General features: G+C 66.3%; 21 protein-coding genes. 18 read left to right on the top strand and 3 right to left on the bottom strand.

The window, feature by feature from the left end:
• Nucleotides 1-52: 52 nt before the first annotated feature.
• From G6N34_RS28075 to G6N34_RS16670, 9 genes are all read left to right on the top strand, one after another.
• Nucleotides 53-268 carry a hypothetical protein gene (locus G6N34_RS28075; RefSeq protein ID WP_109788281.1) on the top strand — a complete coding sequence of 72 codons (216 nt, stop codon included), beginning with the start codon at nt 53-55 and terminating at the stop codon, nt 266-268.
• Between the two features lie 53 nt (nt 269-321).
• Complete coding sequence (locus G6N34_RS28070; protein WP_109788280.1) at nt 322-567, top strand: transcriptional regulator; 246 nt, start codon at nt 322-324, stop codon at nt 565-567.
• 135 nt (nt 568-702) lie between these two features.
• The gene (locus G6N34_RS16700; RefSeq protein ID WP_085148573.1) at nt 703-1332 is read left to right on the top strand and encodes a TetR/AcrR family transcriptional regulator; all 630 of its coding nucleotides are present in this window, start codon (nt 703-705) and stop codon (nt 1330-1332) included.
• A 161-nt stretch (nt 1333-1493) separates the two neighbouring features.
• A complete protein-coding gene (locus tag G6N34_RS16695) occupies nt 1494-2957 on the top strand; it encodes an APC family permease (RefSeq protein ID WP_197746686.1) in 1464 nt (487 codons plus the stop codon).
• Nucleotides 2958-3120: 163 nt separating this feature from the next.
• Nucleotides 3121-4665, top strand: a complete 1545-nt coding sequence (locus G6N34_RS16690) for an acyl--CoA ligase family protein (RefSeq protein ID WP_085148570.1) — start codon at nt 3121-3123, stop codon at nt 4663-4665.
• Between the two features lie 82 nt (nt 4666-4747).
• Complete coding sequence (locus tag G6N34_RS16685) at nt 4748-5305, top strand: DUF2243 domain-containing protein (RefSeq protein WP_085148567.1); 558 nt, start codon at nt 4748-4750, stop codon at nt 5303-5305.
• Nucleotides 5302-6135, top strand: a complete 834-nt coding sequence (locus G6N34_RS16680; RefSeq protein ID WP_234812726.1) for a cytochrome c oxidase assembly protein — start codon at nt 5302-5304, stop codon at nt 6133-6135. The genes G6N34_RS16685 and G6N34_RS16680 overlap by 4 nt, the downstream gene beginning before the upstream one ends.
• A 54-nt stretch (nt 6136-6189) precedes the next feature.
• Nucleotides 6190-8232 carry an acyltransferase family protein gene (locus G6N34_RS16675; RefSeq protein ID WP_085148564.1) on the top strand — a complete coding sequence of 681 codons (2043 nt, stop codon included), beginning with the start codon at nt 6190-6192 and terminating at the stop codon, nt 8230-8232.
• A 32-nt stretch (nt 8233-8264) separates the two neighbouring features.
• Nucleotides 8265-9386, top strand: coding sequence for a hypothetical protein (locus G6N34_RS16670; RefSeq protein WP_179965771.1), 1122 nt, complete (start codon nt 8265-8267; stop codon nt 9384-9386).
• On the opposite strand, the gene G6N34_RS16665 is transcribed toward G6N34_RS16670, so the two are convergent.
• Together G6N34_RS16665 and G6N34_RS16660 are read right to left on the bottom strand one after the other, a co-directional pair.
• Nucleotides 9387-9710 carry a hypothetical protein gene (locus G6N34_RS16665; RefSeq protein WP_085148561.1) on the bottom strand — a complete coding sequence of 108 codons (324 nt, stop codon included), beginning with the start codon at nt 9708-9710 and terminating at the stop codon, nt 9387-9389.
• 48 nt (nt 9711-9758) lie between these two features.
• Nucleotides 9759-9938 carry a hypothetical protein gene (locus tag G6N34_RS16660; RefSeq protein ID WP_085148559.1) on the bottom strand — a complete coding sequence of 60 codons (180 nt, stop codon included), beginning with the start codon at nt 9936-9938 and terminating at the stop codon, nt 9759-9761.
• A gap of 143 nt (nt 9939-10081) precedes the next feature.
• On the opposite strand from G6N34_RS16660, the gene G6N34_RS16655 reads away from it, so the two are divergent.
• A complete protein-coding gene (locus G6N34_RS16655; protein WP_085148557.1) occupies nt 10082-10462 on the top strand; it encodes a hypothetical protein in 381 nt (126 codons plus the stop codon).
• 57 nt (nt 10463-10519) lie between these two features.
• Here the strand turns inward: G6N34_RS16655 and G6N34_RS16650 are convergent, their stop codons facing one another.
• Nucleotides 10520-12025, bottom strand: a complete 1506-nt coding sequence (locus tag G6N34_RS16650) for an APC family permease (protein ID WP_085148554.1) — start codon at nt 12023-12025, stop codon at nt 10520-10522.
• 149 nt (nt 12026-12174) lie between these two features.
• Here G6N34_RS16650 and G6N34_RS16645 point away from each other — a divergent pair, with 149 nt between their 5' ends.
• The 8 genes from G6N34_RS16645 to G6N34_RS16610 all read left to right on the top strand — a co-directional run bounded on the left by G6N34_RS16645 (nt 12175) and on the right by G6N34_RS16610 (nt 18798).
• Nucleotides 12175-12915, top strand: coding sequence for a FadR/GntR family transcriptional regulator (locus tag G6N34_RS16645; RefSeq protein ID WP_085148551.1), 741 nt, complete (start codon nt 12175-12177; stop codon nt 12913-12915).
• Nucleotides 12912-13655 carry a PDC sensor domain-containing protein gene (locus G6N34_RS16640; RefSeq protein ID WP_085148548.1) on the top strand — a complete coding sequence of 248 codons (744 nt, stop codon included), beginning with the start codon at nt 12912-12914 and terminating at the stop codon, nt 13653-13655. The genes G6N34_RS16645 and G6N34_RS16640 overlap by 4 nt, the downstream gene beginning before the upstream one ends.
• A gap of 109 nt (nt 13656-13764) precedes the next feature.
• Nucleotides 13765-14967 (top strand): cytochrome P450, encoded by a 1203-nt coding sequence (locus G6N34_RS16635; RefSeq protein WP_085148545.1) that lies wholly within the window; start codon nt 13765-13767, stop codon nt 14965-14967.
• Between the two features lie 27 nt (nt 14968-14994).
• Nucleotides 14995-15186: a ferredoxin gene (locus tag G6N34_RS16630; RefSeq protein ID WP_085148542.1), complete on the top strand. Its 192-nt coding sequence runs from the start codon at nt 14995-14997 to the stop codon at nt 15184-15186.
• Nucleotides 15186-16574 carry a glutamine synthetase family protein gene (locus G6N34_RS16625; protein WP_085148539.1) on the top strand — a complete coding sequence of 463 codons (1389 nt, stop codon included), beginning with the start codon at nt 15186-15188 and terminating at the stop codon, nt 16572-16574. Before G6N34_RS16630 ends, G6N34_RS16625 begins: the two co-directional genes overlap by 1 nt.
• Nucleotides 16571-17278, top strand: a complete 708-nt coding sequence (locus tag G6N34_RS16620; protein WP_085148536.1) for an ABC transporter substrate-binding protein — start codon at nt 16571-16573, stop codon at nt 17276-17278. Before G6N34_RS16625 ends, G6N34_RS16620 begins: the two co-directional genes overlap by 4 nt.
• Entirely contained in the window at nt 17279-17992 is a 714-nt protein-coding gene (locus G6N34_RS16615) for a gamma-glutamyl-gamma-aminobutyrate hydrolase family protein (protein ID WP_085148533.1), read from the top strand. It abuts the gene before it with no gap.
• On the top strand, nt 17989-18798 hold the full coding sequence (locus G6N34_RS16610; protein ID WP_085148530.1) for a gamma-glutamyl-gamma-aminobutyrate hydrolase family protein: 810 nt from the start codon (nt 17989-17991) through the stop codon (nt 18796-18798). The genes G6N34_RS16615 and G6N34_RS16610 overlap by 4 nt, the downstream gene beginning before the upstream one ends.
• The last annotated feature ends 8 nt before the right edge of the window (nt 18799-18806 follow it).

The following is an 18806-nucleotide window of genomic DNA, read 5'->3' as shown; positions in this document are numbered from 1 at the left end:
TCGGCCGGAGTTGGCCCGGTGTCCCAGCCTCCTGGACGCGGCCCTCGACGCGATGGCGGGCAACCAGTGGCGTGCCGTCACCGTGGACAAGCTGTGCGCCGCCGCGGGTCTGAACAAGCGCTACTTCTACGAGAACTTCACGAACCTCGACGACGTCGCGGCCGCGGTCGTCGACGACATCGCCGACGAGGTGCGGACCGCGGCACTGACTGCCGTGGCCGGGACCGCCACCGCGGCGCTGGAACAGCAGGCCGGCGCGGCCGTGTGATATTCGGGGGAGTGCCGAGTTCGGTTACCCTGCAACAGCATCGAGCCGGTGTCATGCGCGGTCTGACTCGGGCGCTGGTCTCCCAGGCGCGTATGGTGCACGGCGTTGCGCTGGAGAAGGATCCGCTGGCCCAGATTGCGCCGGCATTCCTTGTCGGTGGCACCGCGGACGCGATCCTGGCCTTCATCGACGGTCGGGCTGAGGTCTCTGTCGACGAACTCATCGAGAGTCTCACCACGCTGTGGCTGCTGACCGGCAACGGTGCCGCCGAGGTCGCGCGCACGCGTCTGGATCGCTGATCCCATGCGCAGAAGATGGTCAATTGACCCAATCGGGGGGCCGCGGCCGCCGTCGCCGACCCGGCACGTCGGCGACGGCCGAGTAATATCCGATGTGCGCAGGCCTTATATGCCCGATCGCGGAAGGTGGAATGAATGGCGTATGTGCCCTCGGATGAGCGGCGCCGGCAGTTCATCGACGCCGCCGCGAAGGTGATCCGTGAAGAGGGACTGGCCAAAGCGACGACCCGCCGGATAGCGCAGGAGGCGGACGCACCGCTGGCGAGCCTGCACTACTGCTTCCGGAACAAAGAGGATCTGTTCGTCGCGGTGTCGCAGACTTTCGGCGAGGGCGGCACAGCGTATGTCGGCCGCAATGTCGTCGCCGGCATGGGAGTCCTCAAAGCCGTCCAGGAGATTCTCCGGTCGTTCTCGGAGTTCGTCGCGGAGAGCGACGAGGCGCAGATCGGCGAGTTCGAGTTCTATGCGTGGGCCATGCGGTCGCCAGAGCGGCACCGAGCCTCAAAAGGTGTTTATGCCCTGTGGATCTCGCGCTTGGCCGGGTACCTGACACTGGCATGCGCCGGTACCGACGATGACGTCGATCGTCATATCGATGTCGAAGCGCTGAGTCGTGCCATCCTGGCGATCACGGACGGCTTCTCACTGCAGGTCCAATTCGCGGGCGAGAGCCGGTTGGCCGCGAACATGGACCTGGCGGCGGCCGCATTGGTCGCGGCAGTTGAGGCCGGGGTGTACCGGACCGAGACCCCGCCCCAGGGCTGACCGCGCACCCCTTCGCCGCATCCCAAAACAGCCAATTTCGCGTTTCGGCTTGACGCGCACCCGACGCCGTTGTTCCATGATCCGCATCACTAGTTGGTCAGATGATCATGTCAACCGACTATGGATCGTCGTTGTGGGGTCAGATCAATCGGAGAAGGAACGTGACGCAAGAGTTGAACAACACGCCTGGATTGGCGCCAGAGGGCGAAGTCGCTGAACAGCCCGCACTTCGGAGATCAATGGGCCTGTTCGGCCTCCTGTTCACCGTGTTGGCGTTCAACGGGCCGCTGACCATCGTGGTCGGTTACATCACGGTCGTCATCGGCATGGGCAACGGCCTCGGCGCACCGGTGGCCTACATCGCCACCGGCGTGCTGATCTGGCTGTTCTCAGTCGGGTTCATCAAGATGGCCGGACATCTTCCCAATCCCGGTGGCTTCTACGCCTTCATCACGGCGGGTCTGGGCAAGCTGCCCGGCCTCGGCGCCTCATTCGTCGCGCTGATCTGCTACTACTTCATCCTGCTGGGCGTCTACGCGTTCAACGGCGTGTTGATGAACTCCCTGGTGCACGACACCCTCAACGGCCCCGACATCCCGTGGTGGTTCTGGGTTGCGATCCTGATGGTCATCACCGGTGTGCTGGGCTACCTCAAGGTCGAACTGTCGGCGCGTGTCCTGTCCTGGGTGTTGGCCACCGAGATCCTGGTGACCCTGGTGTACGCGGCGGCTGTCACCTTCCAGGGGGGCGCCGAGGGGCTGTCGATGGCCTCCTTCGAGCCGAGCAACTTCCTGTCCGGCTCAATTGGTTTGGCCCTGCTGTTCGCGATCATGAACTTCGGCGGCTTCGAGGCCACCGCGATCTACCGCGAAGAGGTCAAGGATCCCGATCGCACCATTCCGCTCGCCTCGACCATCTTCATCTTCACCGTCACAGCGCTCTACGGCCTGGCCGCCTGGGTGATCGTTCAGGCCCTCGGCGCGTCCAAGGCGGTGGAAGCCGCCGCGGCCGATCCGGCCGGTGTCGTTCCGGTGACCGTCGGCCAGTTCGTCGGCAACTGGGCCCAGCTTCTGGTGTCGGTGCTGGTGGTCAGCGGTGTGTTCGCGGCAATCCTGGCCAGCCACAACATCACTGCGCGCTACGCGTACAACCTCAGTGTCGACCGCATCCTGCCCAAGCGGTTGGCGTCGGTGCACGGTGACCACGGTTCGCCGCACCAGGCATCGGTGGCCGTCTCCCTCGCAGCTCTGCTGGGTCTGGCGCCGTTCGTGTTCATCGATATCGATCCGAACATCCTCTATGCCCAGCTGTCCGGCGTGTTCGGGTACGCGTTCATCCTGCTGCTCGTCATCACGAGCTTCGCGGTCCCGCTGTGGCTGCGACGCCAGAAGATTCCGGGGCTGACCGTGTGGCACACGACGATCGCGCCGGGCCTGGCGATCGTGGGTCTGCTCGCGGCGCTGTACCTGACGACGACGAACTTCGCGCTGCTGCTCGGGTCCTCCGACGGCTTCGCCTACGTCGTCATGGGCTGCATCTACGTCGTCTTCCTCATCGGTGTGGTCGTCGCCCAGGTGCTCAAGAACAAGCGCCCCGACATCTACGCCCGGATCGGGCGGCAGTGATCCACCAGGTGTAGTTCTCGATCATCACCAGGGGCCGGGCGCAGAAGCGCCCGGCCCCTGTTCGCAACTTGGAAGCAAACGGCGTGACGACCCCGCCGTGGGGGCAAGATGGTCCTCAGTGCGGCCCACACACCGGCCGGCACTGAAAGAGGCGGGACTCGACATGGCTGACTTCACCTTCGCACCGCTGACACCGAGCAGCCTGCTGCAGCGGTCCGCCCAGGCATTCGCGGACCGCCTCGCCGTCGTCGACGGCGGGGTGAGACTGACCTACGCCGAGTTCGCGGACCGGTGCCGCAGGCTCACCTCGGCACTGGCCGCCTCCGGTGTACAACGCGGGGACAGGGTGGCCGCACTGTGCACCAACAGCCACGTCATGCTCGAACTGCACCAGGCGGTTCCCGCGCGCGGCGCCGTCCTCGTCCCGATCAACACCCGACTGTCGATTCCGGAGATGGAGTACATCGTCGGCCACTCGGGCGCTCGAATTCTGGTCGCCACCAGTGAATTCCGGCGCCAGGCAGAGGAGCTTGGATCGCGGGGCGGTGTCGAGGTGGTGATCGAGGGACGTGACGAGTATGAGGCGTGGCTGCCCGCCGAGGCTTCGCCGGACGGCCACGTCACCGTCGACGAACGCGACCTGCTCGCGATCAACTACACCTCAGGCACCACGGGGCGTCCCAAAGGCGTGATGTACCACCACCGCGGGGCCTACCTGCAGGCCGTCGCGATGGCCTATCACGCCCGCCTCGCCCCCTCGACGGGTTATCTGTGGACCCTGCCGATGTTCCATTGCAACGGATGGTGTTTCACCTGGGCGGTCGGCGCGGCGGGTGGCACACACGTGTGCCTTCGCAGGATCGACTCGGCCGAGATCTGGCGACTGCTGCGCGCCGGCGGTGTCACGCATTTCAGCGCAGCGCCGACGGTTCTGACCATGATCGCCGAGGACCCGGCGGCCCAACCGCTGGCCGAACGGGTCCACGTCGACACCGGCGGTGCGCCTCCGTCGCCCGCGCTGCTGAGCCGGCTCACCCCACTCGGATTCGACGTCACCCACCTGTACGGGCTGACCGAGACCTACGGGCCGGTCGCGGTGAACGTGTGGCAGCCCGAGTGGGACGAGTTGCCGCCGGACGAGGTCGCGAGACTGCGCGCCCGGCAGGGCATCGCCAACATCATCGCCTGCCCGCTGCGGGTCGTGGACCTCTCCGGCGTGGACGTGCCCCCCGACGGCGAGACCATCGGCGAGATCGCGGTGCGCGGCAACGACGTCATGCTCGGCTACTACAACGATGACGAGGCGACCGCCGCCGTCACCATCGACAGGCACCTCCTGACCGGAGACCTCGGTGTGATGCACGCCGACGGCTACGTGGAGATCCGGGACCGAGCGAAGGACGTGATCATCTCCGGTGGCGAGAACATCGCCTCCGTCGAGGTGGAGAAGGCGATCGACAGCCACCCCGAAGTGGTGGAATCCGCGGTGATCGGCGTGGCCGACGAGAAGTGGGGCGAGGTGCCGGTCGCCTACATCACACCGCGCGACGGATCCACCGTCACCGTTGAGGAACTGAAGGGCTTCCTGCGTGAGCGTCTGGCCGGGTTCAAGGTTCCCCGCACCATGGTGTTCGCCGAGTTGCCGAAGACCTCGACCGGCAAGATCCAGAAGAACGTGCTGCGAGCCCACGCGCGCGATCAGGCGTGACTCAGAGGGAGCCGTGGACGCGTGGTTAGGTTCGCGCGAGTGGGGTAGTAGTCCCGTGTGAGGTTCACATCCGGGAGGTGCGATGGACCACGCGGAGCTTGAGCGAACCGGCACGACCGGCGCAGGTGCTCCGTCGCTGATGTTGCCCGGCATCGTCTTGGGTGTTGGCCTCGGCGGTTTCATCGACGGCATCCTGCTCCACCAGATTCTGCAGTGGCATCACATGCTCACCAGCGCAGACACTGCACGGATCGACATCGGCGCCTTCCCCGCCGATACGGTGCACGGCCTGCAGATCAACACCGTGTGGGATGGGCTGTTCCACACGGTCACATGGTTGGCGGTGCTCACTGGACTCTTTCTGCTGTATCACCGACTCATCGGGTCCCGCGGGAGTGTCTGGACCTCGCGAGCGCTGTGGGGCTGGCTGCTCGTGGGTTGGGGACTGTTCAATCTGGTCGAGGGAGTCATCGACCATCACATTCTTGCGATCCACCACGTCCGCGCCGGCGAGCACCAAACGATTTGGGACTTGGGGTTCCTGGCGTTTGGACTCCTTCTGGTGGTGGTGGGATGGATGCTGCAGCGCGGTGCAGTACCTCGTGAACGCAGTGTTGTCAGGGATCCCGCGCCGCGGTGATCCTGCTCGCCCACGACTCGTCTGAGCCCGCCGGCTCCATCGGCCTCTTCATTGCGGTGGCAAGCGTGCTGGGCATCGCGACGATCTACATCGTTCTGGCGGTAAAACGCAGACGTGAGGCGCGGGGTTGGAGTCTGTGGCGGATGACGGCGTGTGTCGCCGGTTCGGTCCTGCTGATCCTGGGGTTGCCTCCGTCGGGGTCTGGCGACTTCGGCAACCATATGCTCGGACACCTTCTGATCGGGATGTTCGCCCCGCTGGCGCTCGTCATGAGCGCGCCGGTCACGCTGATTCTGCGATCGGTCACGCCTGCGCGCGGCAGAGCGATCGTGGCGGTGTTGCGCTCGCGTCCGTCGCGGATACTGACGAATCCCATCGTCCTGCTGCTTGCCAACCTCGGCGGACTGGTGGCCTTGTACTTCACACCGTTCTACGAGGTCACCACCACGAACGAGGCGTTTCACGTGCTGATCCACGTGCACTTCTTCGTCGCCGGCTACCTGTTCGCGTGGATGATCGCGGGCCCAGACCCGGGCCCCCACCGACCCTCGGTCCCAGCGCGCATCGTCGTGCTCGGGGTGGCGGTGGCTGGCCACGCGATTCTGTCGCAGCTGATCTACGCGGGCCTCTACGTACACGTGCCGGCATCGCCCCACGAACTGCGCGCTGCCGGCACCCTGATGTACTACTGGGGCGACATCGCCGAAATCCTGCTGGCGCTGGCGATGCTGCTCACATGGCGGTCCGCGCGACGCACCGTGCGGTCGCCAAGCGCTGATCGCCGAATCGGGTTGGTCGGCAGAATCCGATATCCTCTGTCCGGCGATTGACGCGTCCGCAGGACTGTCTCGTCAGCGCCCCCGCCGCCGGCCCAGGAACCTCACGTGCAGACACTCCAACCCGTCCCGATCCTCGTCGCGCCCGTCGGCCGCCGATTCCGGGTCGACCTGATCGGGTTGATGGGGCTGGGCATCGCGCTGGTGATCGGCTACGACATCTTCTCCGAACGGGTCTCCGGCGGCGTCGACGTCCTGCTGGTGGTGGTCGGGTTCGTGTTCGGTGCCCGCATGCTGCGTCATCTCGATGCGCCGGGCTTGCGGGCCGAACTGTCGTGGCTGGCCCGCCGACTGCTGCCGCCGCTGGTGGTGGTGCTCACGATCTGCACCGCGCTGACCGTCGTCGTGCAGCCCCAGACCCGCTGGGAGACCTTCGCCGATCAGACGCTGGCCAGCCTCGGCTTCTATCAGAACTTTCAGCTGGTCAACTCCGCGGCGGACCTTCTGCAGGCCAGCGAGGCGGTGACCCCCCTGCAGCATCTGTGGGTGGTCTCGGTGCTCGGCCAATTCTTCGTGTTCCTTCTCGTGCTGGCAGCTCTGGTCACGATGCTGACCCGCGCGGGCCGGGCGCGTCGCACTGTGTTCGTCGCCTTGGCCGCGGTGGCGATGGCGGCCTCGTTCGCCTACGCCGTCACGATGCAGTCCAGCAACCAACTGCTGGCCTACTACAGCAGCGTGTCCCGGGCCTGGGAACTGCTGGCGGGCGTGCTGGCCGCGGCGATCGTCGCGCGCGTGCACTGGCCGACCTGGCTTCGGACGGTGTCGGCGGTCGTCGGCCTCGCGGCGATTCTGGCGTGCGGGCCGTTGATCGAGGGCTCCCTGGAGTTCCCGGGCGTGTGGGCCCTGGTCCCGGTGGTGGCGACGCTGTTGGTCATCCTCAGCGGAGCGCAGGGAGAAACGCCCGCGCACCGGATGCTGGCCGCGCCTCCGCTGGTGGTGGCGGGCACGCTCGCCTACGGGCTGTACCTGTGGCACTGGCCCCTGTTGATCTTCTGGCTCGCGCATATCAACGACGACGCCGTCGGACCTGTCGACGGTGGCCTGGTGGTTCTGGCCGCGGTCATCGCTGCCGCTCTGATGTGGCGATTGATCGAGACTCCGTGGCGGGTGCCGCATCACCCCGGCCTCCGGCGTGCGCTGGCCGTGCCGACGATCGCGGTGTTGATCGTGATGCTCACCCTGTCGTCGTTCGCGTGGCGCGGTCACGTCGCCGCAGCCAGGGCCACCGGCGCCGAGTTGAGCACGCTGCCGCTCCGCGACTATCCGGGGGCGCTTGCGCTGGTCGAGGACCGGAAGGTCCCGAAGCTGCCGATGCGTCCCACCGCGCTGGAGGCGTCCGACGATGTGCCGCCCGCGACGGTTGACGAGTGCCTGGCCGACTTCGCCGGCGAGGACGTCGTCACGTGCGTGTACGGCGACCCGAAGGCCGAGCGGACCATCGCGCTGGCCGGAGGATCGCATTCCGAGCACTGGCTCACCGCACTGCATCTGCTCGGCCGTCAGCACGGATTCAAGGTGGCTACCTATCTGAAGATGGGGTGTCCGTTGACCACCAAGGAGGTGCCGGTGCTTGCGGGCGCGTTCAAGCCCTACCCCGCCTGCCGCACGTGGTCGGACAACGCGTTGGCGCGCATCATCGCCGACCGGCCCGACTACGTGTTCTTCACCACCACGCGTCCGATCCTCAACGGACCCGGTGACTACGTGCCCGACTACTACCTGGGCATCTGGGATCAGTTGTCGGACAACGGTATTCCAATCCTGGGGATGCGGGACACCCCGTGGATGGTGCGGGACGGCATGTTCTTCTCACCCGTCGACTGTCTGTCCGCCGGTGGTGACGCCGAGACCTGCGGGCTGACTCGTCGCGAAGCCCTGTCCGACCGGAATCCCACGCTGAGGCACCTGCCGAACTATCCGACGATGGCGCCACTGGACCTCAGTGACGCGGTGTGCCGGCCCGACACGTGCCGCGCGGTGGAGGGCAATGTGCTGGTCTACCACGACGCACACCATCTCTCCGCGACGTATGTGCGCACCCTGGTCGACGAACTGGGCCGGCAACTGGCCGAGGCCACCTCATGGTGGTGAGACTCCTCTGATTCGCGCGGTAGGGTCCGGCCATGAGTGACGACGCGCGCAGGCGCCGCAGGGCCAAGCAGGCGCGACGCGACGCGCGGCGCATCCGGGCGCAGCAGGAGGAGGCCTTCGAGGAGGTCCCCGAGGAGACGCCTCTGATCGACGAGGTGCGCCACGCCCTGGCCACAGATCACCCTCTGGACCTTCTCGCGCTCGTCGGCGTGCTGCTCGAGGCGACAACGCAGGACCCGTTGGCGTTCGCGAACCCCGACGCACCCGAATCGGTGAACATCGACGACCTGATCACGGGTTTCATCGGCGTGCAGATCCCCGAGACCACGGCCCTGCTCGGGGTGCTGGTCGAACTTCTCGACGACGCTGCTCTGGCGACCCGGTGCCGCGAAGAGTTGGCCGCGCGTGAGGACGCTCCACCGGAGTGGGTGACCCGTCTGCCGGAGGTGGAGATCCGTCGGGTCACGCGCATGACGCATGTGCTGGGCGAGGGCGATGAGGTGGTGATTGGGGCACGTCTGGCCGACGGCGCGGAACTGACCTGTGCGGTCCACGTCGACCACACATGGAGTTCGCAGGTGAGCGACGCGTTCATCCTGCCGGTGTCGATCGACGAGATGGTCGCCGTCGCACAGGAACACAACACCGATCCCGACACGACGTTCGTCGAGATGGACCCCGCCGACGCCAGGGCGTGGGTGGAGTACGGCATCGAGCAGGCCGAAAAGATCATGGTGCTCAAACGATCCGACACCTGGCCGGCCTGTCGTCCGCTGCTGCGGTGGCTGCTGCATCACATGCCCGAAGGCGGACAGCGGTATCAGCCACCGCGCCTGAGCGGCGGGCAGGCTGCGGAACTGTTCGACGAGTTCTTCTCAGGTCACGCCACGAAGTTCGCGGACCAGGATCACCGTGAGTTGTTGGAGGACATCGCCTTCGACACCGGGACGGGGGATCCGCTGCGGTGGAGCGCCGGCCGTATCGAAGAGGTGCTGAACCGGCCGACCGACACCGACAGCGGTGTCTCGACGCAGTGCCTGTTGGACCTGCCCGATCTGCTCCGGGCGTTCGTCCCGTTCGCCCACGCGCGCAGCGGAATTCGTGACGAGCTCACCGCGGAAGCACTGGCCGTCCTCGACGAGCCGAGCCCCTGATCAGCGTGGCACCAGCGAGATCCGCGCGCTGCCCTGCGGACACTTCACCTCGGCCCACGGCCGCTGGGCCAGTTGGCGGTTGACCAGATCGCAGACTGTCAGCAGATGGTCGTAGTCGAGGTCGATCTCGAGTCTGCTCAGGGCCTCCTCGATGCCGCACCCGAGGGTGACGGCACCGTCGGGGGAGTCACCGTCGAGGAAGTCGCCGACGATGCGTCGCTGTGCGGCCGCGTCCCCTGCGGGGCGCCACACCACCACGCAGGAGGCGTCGTGATAGCCGGGTACGCGCGGAGTGGGATCGATGTAGGGCGCGGAGTCATACATGGTCCGACATTGTGCTGCCGGGGTCTGACATCGTGGACCAGCGGTGGACTAGCGCAGGCGAAGGGGAGTGACGACGCAGGCTCGGCGGTCGAGCAGATCAATGGTGTCGGCCTGGAACGAGGGATGCCTGCGCATGGCCTCGACGAACTCGCGCGAATGCTTCTCCGCCGACCTCCGAGACAGGCGAGGTCTCAGGTCGACGACGACGGTCGCGAGTTCTTCTGCCATGACGGCCTCCTGCAGTGTTCACCGAAACGGCTGGACTAGAAACCAGCGTGCCACCTGCGGCTGAGCGGAGGACCTCACGTAACCCGTGAACTTGCTGAGGAATGCCCGCTGAACGACGCCGCCAAACCCACTAATCTGAGTTCATGAAGAATTCGGTCAGAATCGCCGTGACCAGCATCGCCGGGGTGGGATGCCTCGGTGTGGGCGTCATGGTGACGCCGCTGGCCACCGCAGAGTCGCCGTGTCTTCCGGAGACCATGGCAATGTCGCCACAGCCCGTGCTGTCGTGCCCCGACCAGGTGCCTGCGCCCTTTCCGAAATCTGCGCCACTGCCGGCCGCTCCGGATGCGCCCGCAACCGGGGACGCGTTTCCGGCGCCCGGACAGGCCCCCTACATTCCGCCCATCGTGAACCAGGACGGCACGCTGAGCACCTTCGACCAGGGCGGATATCTCGGCGATCTGTGGGGCCAGTTCCACAACGGCGTCCCCACCGACCTCATCTACGGCCCGCCAGCGCCGTAGGCCACTCCAACGAAAATGGCCCCCGGGACACGTCACCGGGGGCCAAGTTCGTCACCGCTACTTCTGCGGAATCGCGTCCGCGTACGGACCGGAGCTGCTGTCGTGCAGCGGATGGACCGTCATGTAGATCAACCCGATTCCGACGACCACAGCCGCCGACAACGCGACGATCCAGTTGTCGAACCACGGGGCGTCGGGCGTGCGCGGCCACGCCATGTTGATCATCGCGATGATGCCGTAGATCAGCGCCGCGATGTTGACCGGCAGTCCCCACCTGCCCAGGCTGTACTTGCCGCTGGGGACCCAGCCCTTGAGTCGGGCGCGCAGTGCGGCCAGCACCACCATCTGGAATCCGAGATAGATGCCGAACGCGGCGAAGCTGATGATCTTGGTGATCGCGTCGGTGGAGATCTTTGATCCGATGATGATCAGCGCCGGGACGATGGCCGCCACGACCAGCGCGTACGGCGGCACATGCCGTGTCGCCGAGAACTTCTTGAGCAGGCTGCTGCCCATGATCATGCCGTCACGCCCGTACGAGTAGGCCAGTCGGCTCGCCGCGGCCTGCAGGCTCATGGCGCAGGACAGGAACGAGATCAGGACGATCACCAGGATGACCTTCGAGCCGATCGGGCCGAAGGCCTCGGTCAGGACGGTGCTCACCGGATCGGTGTCCTCGCCGGCGATGACGGCGGGGATGTCGGCGACCGCGAGAACCAGGGCCAGGCAGACGAAAGTCGCTGCGGCACCGCCGATGTAGATGGTGCGACGCATGGCCTTGGGGATCAGACGACCCGGATCCTGGACCTCTTCGGCGACGTCGCCGCAGGCCTCGAACCCGTAGTACTGGTAGACACCGATCAGCGCCGCCGCGGCGAACGCCCACATGTAGCTGCCGTCACCGCCCGCGCCGAAGCTGTCGAACAGGACACCGAGATTGTGCTCGCGGTGCGCGACCAGCAGCCAGATGCCCACCACCAGTGCGCCGATGATCTCTGCGGTGAAGCCGATGATCGCCGCCTTGGCAAGGACTTTCGTGCCCATGAAGTTGATGACGGTGGCCAGTGCGAGGAGTGCCAACGCGAAGGCGATGGTGTTGTTCACCGTGCTGTCGATGCCGAAGGTGGCCGCGATGAACGGACCGGAACCGTAGGACACCGAGGCGATGGTCACCAGAATCGCCACCAGGTAGACCCATCCGGTCATCCAGGCGTATCGGCGCCCCCACAGTCGGCGCGCCCAGGGGTAGACACCGCCGGCGACGGGGAACTGCGCGACGACCTCACTGAAGATCAGCGCGACCAGAAGCTGGCCTATGCCGACGATCACAAGGCTCCAGATCATCGGCGGACCGCCGGTCGCCAGGGCGAACGCGAACAGCGTGTAGATGCCGACGACGGGCGAGAGGTAGGTGAAGCCCAGCGAGAAGTTCGCCCACGGGCTCATTTCACGCTTGAACTCTGACTTGTAGCCCAGGGCGTGTAAATGCGCCGCATCGTCCTGGTCGTGAAATCCGTAGTAGCCCTCGTCTTCAGGGGCTGTGCCGGACTTGGAAGTGGTCATGGGGCTGCTTTCTGCAGAACGGGGGTCCGAGTGAGCGAAAAACTACAGTCCTATTGTTTAAGCGGCAATAGGAACGGCAGAATTCGTTGAAAGTCGGGTAGATTCCCGATCCGTACCGCTTTCGGCCGGACTGAGGGGAGAAACGGCTGGTGTCGTCTCTGACCCCGTTGGTGGCACCCGACGCTCCGGTCGGTCGGGCCGACGAGATCGTGCAGCGCATCACCGAGGCCATCCACCTCGGCCTGCTCGACGACAACGAGCGCCTTCCTGTCGAGATCGACCTGGCGGCCCAGTTCGGGGTGGCGCCGATGACCGTGCGCGAGGCACTCGCGACGCTGCGCGAAGAGGGACTTGTCGTGACCCGGCGCGGGCGCAGCGGCGGGTCCTTCGTGCGCCGACCCGCCGGGCCGCCGGTGGAGCAGTTGGCTGCCCGCCTTGCCGCGATGAGCGCCTCCGACCTGCGTGACCTCTTCGACGAGCACACCGCGATCGCCGGTCAGGCCGCGCGGTTGGCCGCCGAACGCGCGGCGCCCTACGTGGTCCGACGCCTGTTCGTGCTGACCGACCAACTGGGTACGGCGACGACGTTGGGGGACCGCATCCGCGCCGACAGTCGGTTCCACATCGAGGTCGCCGTCGCCTCGCAGTCGGCCCGCCTCGCGCGCCGGGAGGCCAACCTTCAGGCCGAGGTGTCCGGGCTGGTGTGGCTTCCGGTCGGTCCCGCGCTCGACATCGCCGCCTACGTGGAGGAGAAACACGCGATCGCCGCGGCGGTTTCGGCCGAAAAGCCGGACGAAGCGCGCCGCCTGGCAGAAGATCACGTCATGGGTCAACTCGCCCGGCTGACCGTCGTCCATCTGGATCTGTCGACCGCGGGAGCCGACCCATGACGTCCAACGTGCTGGCCTCTGAACTGGCCGAGAAGGCTTCGCAGACCTTGGAGCTCATCTACAGTCACCTCGGCCGCATGGCTGACGAAGTGGTGCGCTGCCGGCCTCCGCGGGCCACGCTGACGGAGACCCACTTCGGCGGACTGCAGCGCATCATCACCGATCTGCTCAACGAAGAACCTGGCGTGTGGGGCATGGGATTTGCTGCCGCGCCCGGGCTCGTCGACGGTTTGGAACGCTGTCTGCCCTGGTGGCAGCGGAGCAACGGGCGGATCTCGCGGTTGCGGCTGAACTTCGACCCCAACAGCATCGACGTCTACGACTACCTGCAGATGGACTGGTATCAACTGGCCCAAAACGGTCAGTCGCGTGTCGCCTACGGGCCATACGTCGACTACGCGGGATCGGATATGTACACGATCACCGTCACGATCCCCGTCCTCGCGGGCGAGGAGTTCCTCGGGATCGTCGGTGCCGATCTGGTCGTCGGCGACGTCGAACACCGTCTGCTCGAGGTGCTGCGCGGTGCGGGTGAAGACGCCGTCGTGGTCAGCACCGAGCGTCGCGTGATCGCGGCCAACACCCCGCGGTGGTTGGTGGGCTCGCGATTGGCCGGAATGCCGGAGGAGGGTCCGGCAACCGACCCGACCGCGTTTCGCGAGGTCGCAGAGATGCCGCTGGGCACTGGTTGGGTGCTCGCGATCGCCTGGCCGGAGGCTGATTCAGCGAACTCGCGCTGACCGGCGAGTGAAAACGTTGTGTTACGCGGTGCCTCCAGCTGTTGACACGAAGGCTCTAGTTCTAGAGGATTTATCTAGATTTAGGTCATAGCTCACGGAGGTAGCCCGAATGTCGCCTGTGACACTTCACCCCGTTCCTGTGTTCGATGTCACCGATCCCGCGTTCTCCATCACGTCGCCTGAGGTGCACGAGGCCCGGGAGCGCAACTGGTACGCAACAACCCCGTACGGCATCGCCGTGCTGCGCTACGAGCAGGTGAACAAGCTGCTCAAGCACAGAAACCTGCGCCAGGGCAGCATCGCGTGGCCCGCGCACAACGGTGTCACCGAGGGGCCGTTCGCCGAGTGGTTCCGCAGCTGGATCCTCAACAAGGAGGGCGAGGAGCACCATCGCCTGCGCCGCCTGATGAACCCGGCGTTCTCCCCGAAGCTCATCGGTGATCTGGTGCCCCGGTTCCAGGCGCTGGCCAGCGAACTGATCGACAACTTCGCCGAACCGGACCGCTGCGAATTCGTCGGCGAGTTCGCCGAACCGTACGCCGCGCGCGTCATCGCGATCATGCTGGGCCTTCCCGAAGAGGAGTGGAAGGTCATCTCCACAGAGTCGACCACCATCGGCCTGGCCCTCGGGGTGACGATCAAGGAGGACCTGCCGAAGATCGAGGCGGCGCTGCAGCGGCTGTACGAATACTGCGATGCCCTGATCGCCGACCGCCGCGCGAACCCGACTGATGACTTCGTCACCGCGCTGGTCAACGCGTCGCGTCCCGAGGATGGCCGACTGTCCGACACCGAGCTGCGCGATGCCATGGTGTTGCTGATCTTCGGCGGGTTCGACACCACCAGAAACCAGCTCGGGCTGGCGATGCAGAGCTTCATGGCCAACCCCGACCAGTGGCGACTGCTCGCCGAGCGGCCCGAACTCGGCGGTGCGGCCGTCGAAGAGGTCATGCGGGTCAACCCGACCGTGCGGTGGGTGACCCGTGAGGTGATCGAGGACTTCGAATACGAGGGTCTGCTGCTGAAGTCCGGCACCACCGTCCATCTCTACAGCGAGTCGGCGGGCACCGATCCGCGGGTGTTCGAGGGCGGCTTCGACATCACTGCAGAACGCAAGCCGCACTTCGGTTTCGGTGGCGGTGCCCACCACTGCCTGGGCCACTTCGTGGCGCGCTCGGACATGAGCGAGGCGCTGCCACTTCTGGCCCGGCGCCTGCGCGATCCGCGCGAACTTCCCGGCGCGACCTGGCTGCCCGACTCGGGCAACACCGGGCCCATCGAACTGCCCATCGCATTCACCCCAGCCCCCTGATTCTCAGCAGCCCAGAAAGGACTTCCCATGCGTGTCACCGTCGATATGGCCAAGTGCCAGGACCACGGGCAGTGCGCCATCGCCGCGCCCGCGGTGTTCCTGATCAACGACGAGGGAAATCTCGAATTCGACGGCAATCCAGCCGATTCGGAGCGTGACTACGTGATGGACGCCGCGGACGTGTGCCCAGCGCAGGCCATCTTCATCGAGGAGAACTGATGAGCACCACAGCGCTCGACGCGCATCGGGAGGTCAACGCCAGCAGTCCGCATCTGGCCGAGGCGCTCTCGACCATCGCCGAACGCGGCGTGGAGTTCGTCTACTTCCAGGCCATCACGATCACCGGTCGTGTGGTGGGGAAGGTGGTGCCGGCCAAACACTTCGAGCGCCTGGCGGTCAAGGGTGTGCAGCAGCACCAGACCGCGGTCGCCAACCTGCAGGGCACCCGCGAGGGCGTGCTGCTGGCCGGTGGCGTCAATGCACCCGAGTACACCGCGGTGCCGGATCTGGACACCTTCGCGATCCTGCCGTGGGACACCACGTTCGCCCGCGTCTTCTGCCGCCTCTATGAGCCGGACCACCTGCTCGAGCGTGCCGGCACCGAATTCGCCTGCGACACTCGCGGACTGCTGCTTCGTCTGCAGGCCGGGTTCACCGACCGCACCGGTTTGGAACTGCGCACCGGGTGTGAGCCCGAGATGACCTGGAAGGGCGAGGGACTGCAGGCCAGCTTCCGGCCCGGATCCAGCCCGGCCTATCACATCGAGCACCTCGAGCGGAACCGTCCGATCGTCAAGAAGGTCGTCGAGTACGCCCAGGCGCTGGGCCTCGACATGGTCGAGGGTGACTACGAGGACGAGTACCAGGTCGAGCTCAACTTCATGTACGACAGGGCCGATCTGACCGCGGACCGGCTCACCACCTACCGGCAGATCTGCAAGCAGGTGGCCCGTGAACTCGGCATCGAGGCCAGCTTCATGCCCAAACCCGCGACCGGCATGATGGGCAACGGCTGCCACCACAACTTCAGCCTGTGGAACGAAGGTGACGTCAACGTTCTGGCCGAACCGGGCCGCACCGAACTGCACCTGACCGACCTGGGTCAGCACGCGCTTGGCGGTCTGCTTGCGCATTCGGCCGGAGCCATGCTGATCAACGGTTCGACCGTGAACTCCTACAAACGGTATTGGGACGCAGGGCAGTTCGCGCCGTCCCGGATCAACTGGGGCCTGGACAACAAGACCTGCACGGTGCGTTTGTCAGCCGTGGGCCGCCTCGAGTACAAGCTGCCCGACGCCGCGGTCAACCCCTACCTGTCGCATGCGGTGATCCTGGCCGCCTGTGAAGACGGCATCAAGAACGCCACGGACCCCGGAGCGCCGACGCAGGGCTCGTCCTACGACGCCCCGGTCGACGATCGGTTCCCGGCTCTGCCGTTGACGCTCGGCGCGGCCATCGAGGCCTTCCGCGCCGACGATGTGCTGACTCAGGCATTCGGACCTGAGCTGTCGAACCTTCTCATCGACTTCCACGCCGATGAGTGGGCGAGATTCTGTGGATATGTCACTGATTGGGAGCGCGATATGTACTGGGATGACACGCCGTGACCGCGGCGCTGAGGCTGGCCTGTCTCGATGCTGAGGCACCGCCGCTGTTCTCACTGTGGACCTCCGAAGAGGGCCGCCAGGGTTACGAACCGGGCGTCGCCGAGGCGCTGGGCGCCGAACTCGGCCGGCCCGTCGAGTGGGTTCGGGTGCCCTGGGTCGACATGATCCCCGCGGTGCAGCGCGGCGACGCCGACGCGGTGCTGTGCGGTCAGGGCATCACGGCCGAACGCCAGGCCCAGGTGGACTTCACCAGGCCCTACGCGGTCTTCCACGAGGGCGTGCTGATCAGGCGCGGCACCGGGATCAGCAGCCCGGAGGATCTGGTGGGCCGCAAGGTCGCCGCGATCGAGAACAGCACCAACATGACGCTGGTGGAGACCTTCACCGGTGCCATCCCGGTGCCCTTCGGTGCGGGATCGGACGACGTCTACGCCGACATGCTGGCCGCGCTGCTGGCCAAGGACGTCGACGCCGTCGTCGACGACGACGTCGTGTTCGTGCCGTTGGGCGCCACCCATCCCGACTACGAACTCGCGTTCACCGTGCAGACCGCCAACAGGTGGGGGATCGCGGTGTCCAAGGACCGGCCGGACACCCTGGCCGAGATCGACGGTGCGCTGGGCAGACTCATCGAGTCCGGCCGTCTTCGGGACGTCTGGAAGGAATGGCTGCCGACCCTCGACTACCCGTTCGACGAGGCCTGAGTGCCTCGTCCACTGGTGGCCGTGATCGGGCGGCGGGGTGCGCAGGTACCGATTCTTCGGTTCTCGGCGACCCTGGCCGCCGAGGCGGTGTGCGAGGCCGTGTGGGCGGCCGGCGGTGAGCCGGTCGTCCTGCACGGCCCCGCGGCCGACCCCTTGGCCGAACTCGAGAGCCGTCTGACGGCTTTCGACGGTGTGCTGCTTCCCGGTGGCGCCGACGTCGAACCTCAGCGCTACGGCGCCGAACCCGCGCGGGAGACCACCGGCACCGTCGCGTTCCAGGACGACTTCGACCTGGGCGTGACGCGTGCGGTGCTCAATCTCGACCTGCCCACGCTGGCGATCTGCCGGGGTATGCAGGTGCTCAACGTCGCCCTGGGCGGCACCCTGCATCAGCACATCACCGAGACAGACCCGTTGCATCACAACGCGATCCACGATGTGTTCGTGATCTCAGGGACGCGGCTGCACGCCATGGTCGGCACCGAGACCATCGATGTGTCGTCGTATCATCATCAGGCCATCGACCGCCTGGCCCCCGGCCTGACGGTCAGCGCGACCGCCGCCGACGGGGTGGTCGAAGCGGTCGAACATGATCGTGCCGACGTCGTCGCGGTCCAATGGCATCCCGAGGATCGGCACGCGACCTCGACCACTGATGCCGCGCTCTTCGCCGACCTGATCGATCGAGCGCGAAAAAGGAAGGAATCCCAATGACCGCTCGGGTACGTCGTGAGGACGTCATCCCGAACCTGCCGGTGCCGTCGAACCCTCGGGCGCATGTGTGCGTCGTACTGTCGCTGAACTACCCGGATATGGATGACAAAGAAGCGGAGCTGGTCAAGAGCTTCACCCGCCGGGCGTTGAGCACGCTGATCGAGCTCGGTGCCTCGTTCGACCTGTGGGACAGCACGACCCCGCTGCACAACCCGTCGGCGACCGCCGATTTCGACGGTCTGCTGATGCTCGGCGGCGGCGACGTCGACTGCACCTGCTACGGCGGCACCACACCCCACCCGAAGTCCTACGGCATCGACAAGCGTGCCGACCTCGATGCCCTGACCGCGATCCGGTCGGCCGAGGCCGCGCAGCGACCCATCCTGGGCATCTGCCGTGGCAACCAGCTGCTCAATGTGGCCCGCGGCGGCACCCTGATCGGCGACATCGAGGACTACACGCTGCACCACGGTGCCCCCGGTGCGCCGGTGTTCCTCGATGAACCGGTCGACATCACCCCCGGCACGCGGCTGCACTCGATCCTGCAGAAGGAGCGGGCCATCGTCCGCAACGGTCACCATCAGGCCGTCGATCAGGTGGGTGAGGGCCTGGTGGTCGCCGGGCGTGCCCTCGACGGCATCGTCGAGAGCGTCGAGGACCCCACCAAGTTCTACCTCGGTGTGCAGTGGCATCCCGAGGAACCGGACGCCCCCGTCGAGGATCGACTGCGCTTGTTCGAGGCGTTCATCGCGGCGGCCGAACAGTGCCGCCAGGAAAACGCGCCCGCGGCGGCGTTGGGAAGGTAAGACTTCTC

This window comes from Mycolicibacterium confluentis, from assembly GCF_010729895.1.
In the GTDB taxonomy this organism is placed as follows: domain Bacteria; phylum Actinomycetota; class Actinomycetes; order Mycobacteriales; family Mycobacteriaceae; genus Mycobacterium; species Mycobacterium confluentis.
This window is presented reverse-complemented; position numbering and strand designations above follow the sequence as displayed.

What these genes read in the sequence shown, in the direction of transcription:
- G6N34_RS16660 (WP_085148559.1), bottom strand. Translation starts at nt 9,938, where the DNA reads ATGGCAGAAGAACTCGCGACCGTCGTCGTCGACCTGAGACCTCGCCTG.
- G6N34_RS16685 (WP_085148567.1), top strand. Translation starts at nt 4,748, where the DNA reads ATGGACCACGCGGAGCTTGAGCGAACCGGCACGACCGGCGCAGGTGCT.
- G6N34_RS16700 (WP_085148573.1), top strand. Translation starts at nt 703, where the DNA reads ATGGCGTATGTGCCCTCGGATGAGCGGCGCCGGCAGTTCATCGACGCC.
- G6N34_RS16640 (WP_085148548.1), top strand. Translation starts at nt 12,912, where the DNA reads ATGACGTCCAACGTGCTGGCCTCTGAACTGGCCGAGAAGGCTTCGCAG.
- G6N34_RS16670 (WP_179965771.1), top strand. Translation starts at nt 8,265, where the DNA reads ATGAGTGACGACGCGCGCAGGCGCCGCAGGGCCAAGCAGGCGCGACGC.
- G6N34_RS16655 (WP_085148557.1), top strand. Translation starts at nt 10,082, where the DNA reads ATGAAGAATTCGGTCAGAATCGCCGTGACCAGCATCGCCGGGGTGGGA.
- G6N34_RS16625 (WP_085148539.1), top strand. Translation starts at nt 15,186, where the DNA reads ATGAGCACCACAGCGCTCGACGCGCATCGGGAGGTCAACGCCAGCAGT.
- G6N34_RS28075 (WP_109788281.1), top strand. Translation starts at nt 53, where the DNA reads ATGGCGGGCAACCAGTGGCGTGCCGTCACCGTGGACAAGCTGTGCGCC.
- G6N34_RS16630 (WP_085148542.1), top strand. Translation starts at nt 14,995, where the DNA reads ATGCGTGTCACCGTCGATATGGCCAAGTGCCAGGACCACGGGCAGTGC.
- G6N34_RS16650 (WP_085148554.1), bottom strand. Translation starts at nt 12,025, where the DNA reads ATGACCACTTCCAAGTCCGGCACAGCCCCTGAAGACGAGGGCTACTAC.
- G6N34_RS16690 (WP_085148570.1), top strand. Translation starts at nt 3,121, where the DNA reads ATGGCTGACTTCACCTTCGCACCGCTGACACCGAGCAGCCTGCTGCAG.
- G6N34_RS28070 (WP_109788280.1), top strand. Translation starts at nt 322, where the DNA reads ATGCGCGGTCTGACTCGGGCGCTGGTCTCCCAGGCGCGTATGGTGCAC.
- G6N34_RS16610 (WP_085148530.1), top strand. Translation starts at nt 17,989, where the DNA reads ATGACCGCTCGGGTACGTCGTGAGGACGTCATCCCGAACCTGCCGGTG.
- G6N34_RS16665 (WP_085148561.1), bottom strand. Translation starts at nt 9,710, where the DNA reads ATGTATGACTCCGCGCCCTACATCGATCCCACTCCGCGCGTACCCGGC.
- G6N34_RS16635 (WP_085148545.1), top strand. Translation starts at nt 13,765, where the DNA reads ATGTCGCCTGTGACACTTCACCCCGTTCCTGTGTTCGATGTCACCGAT.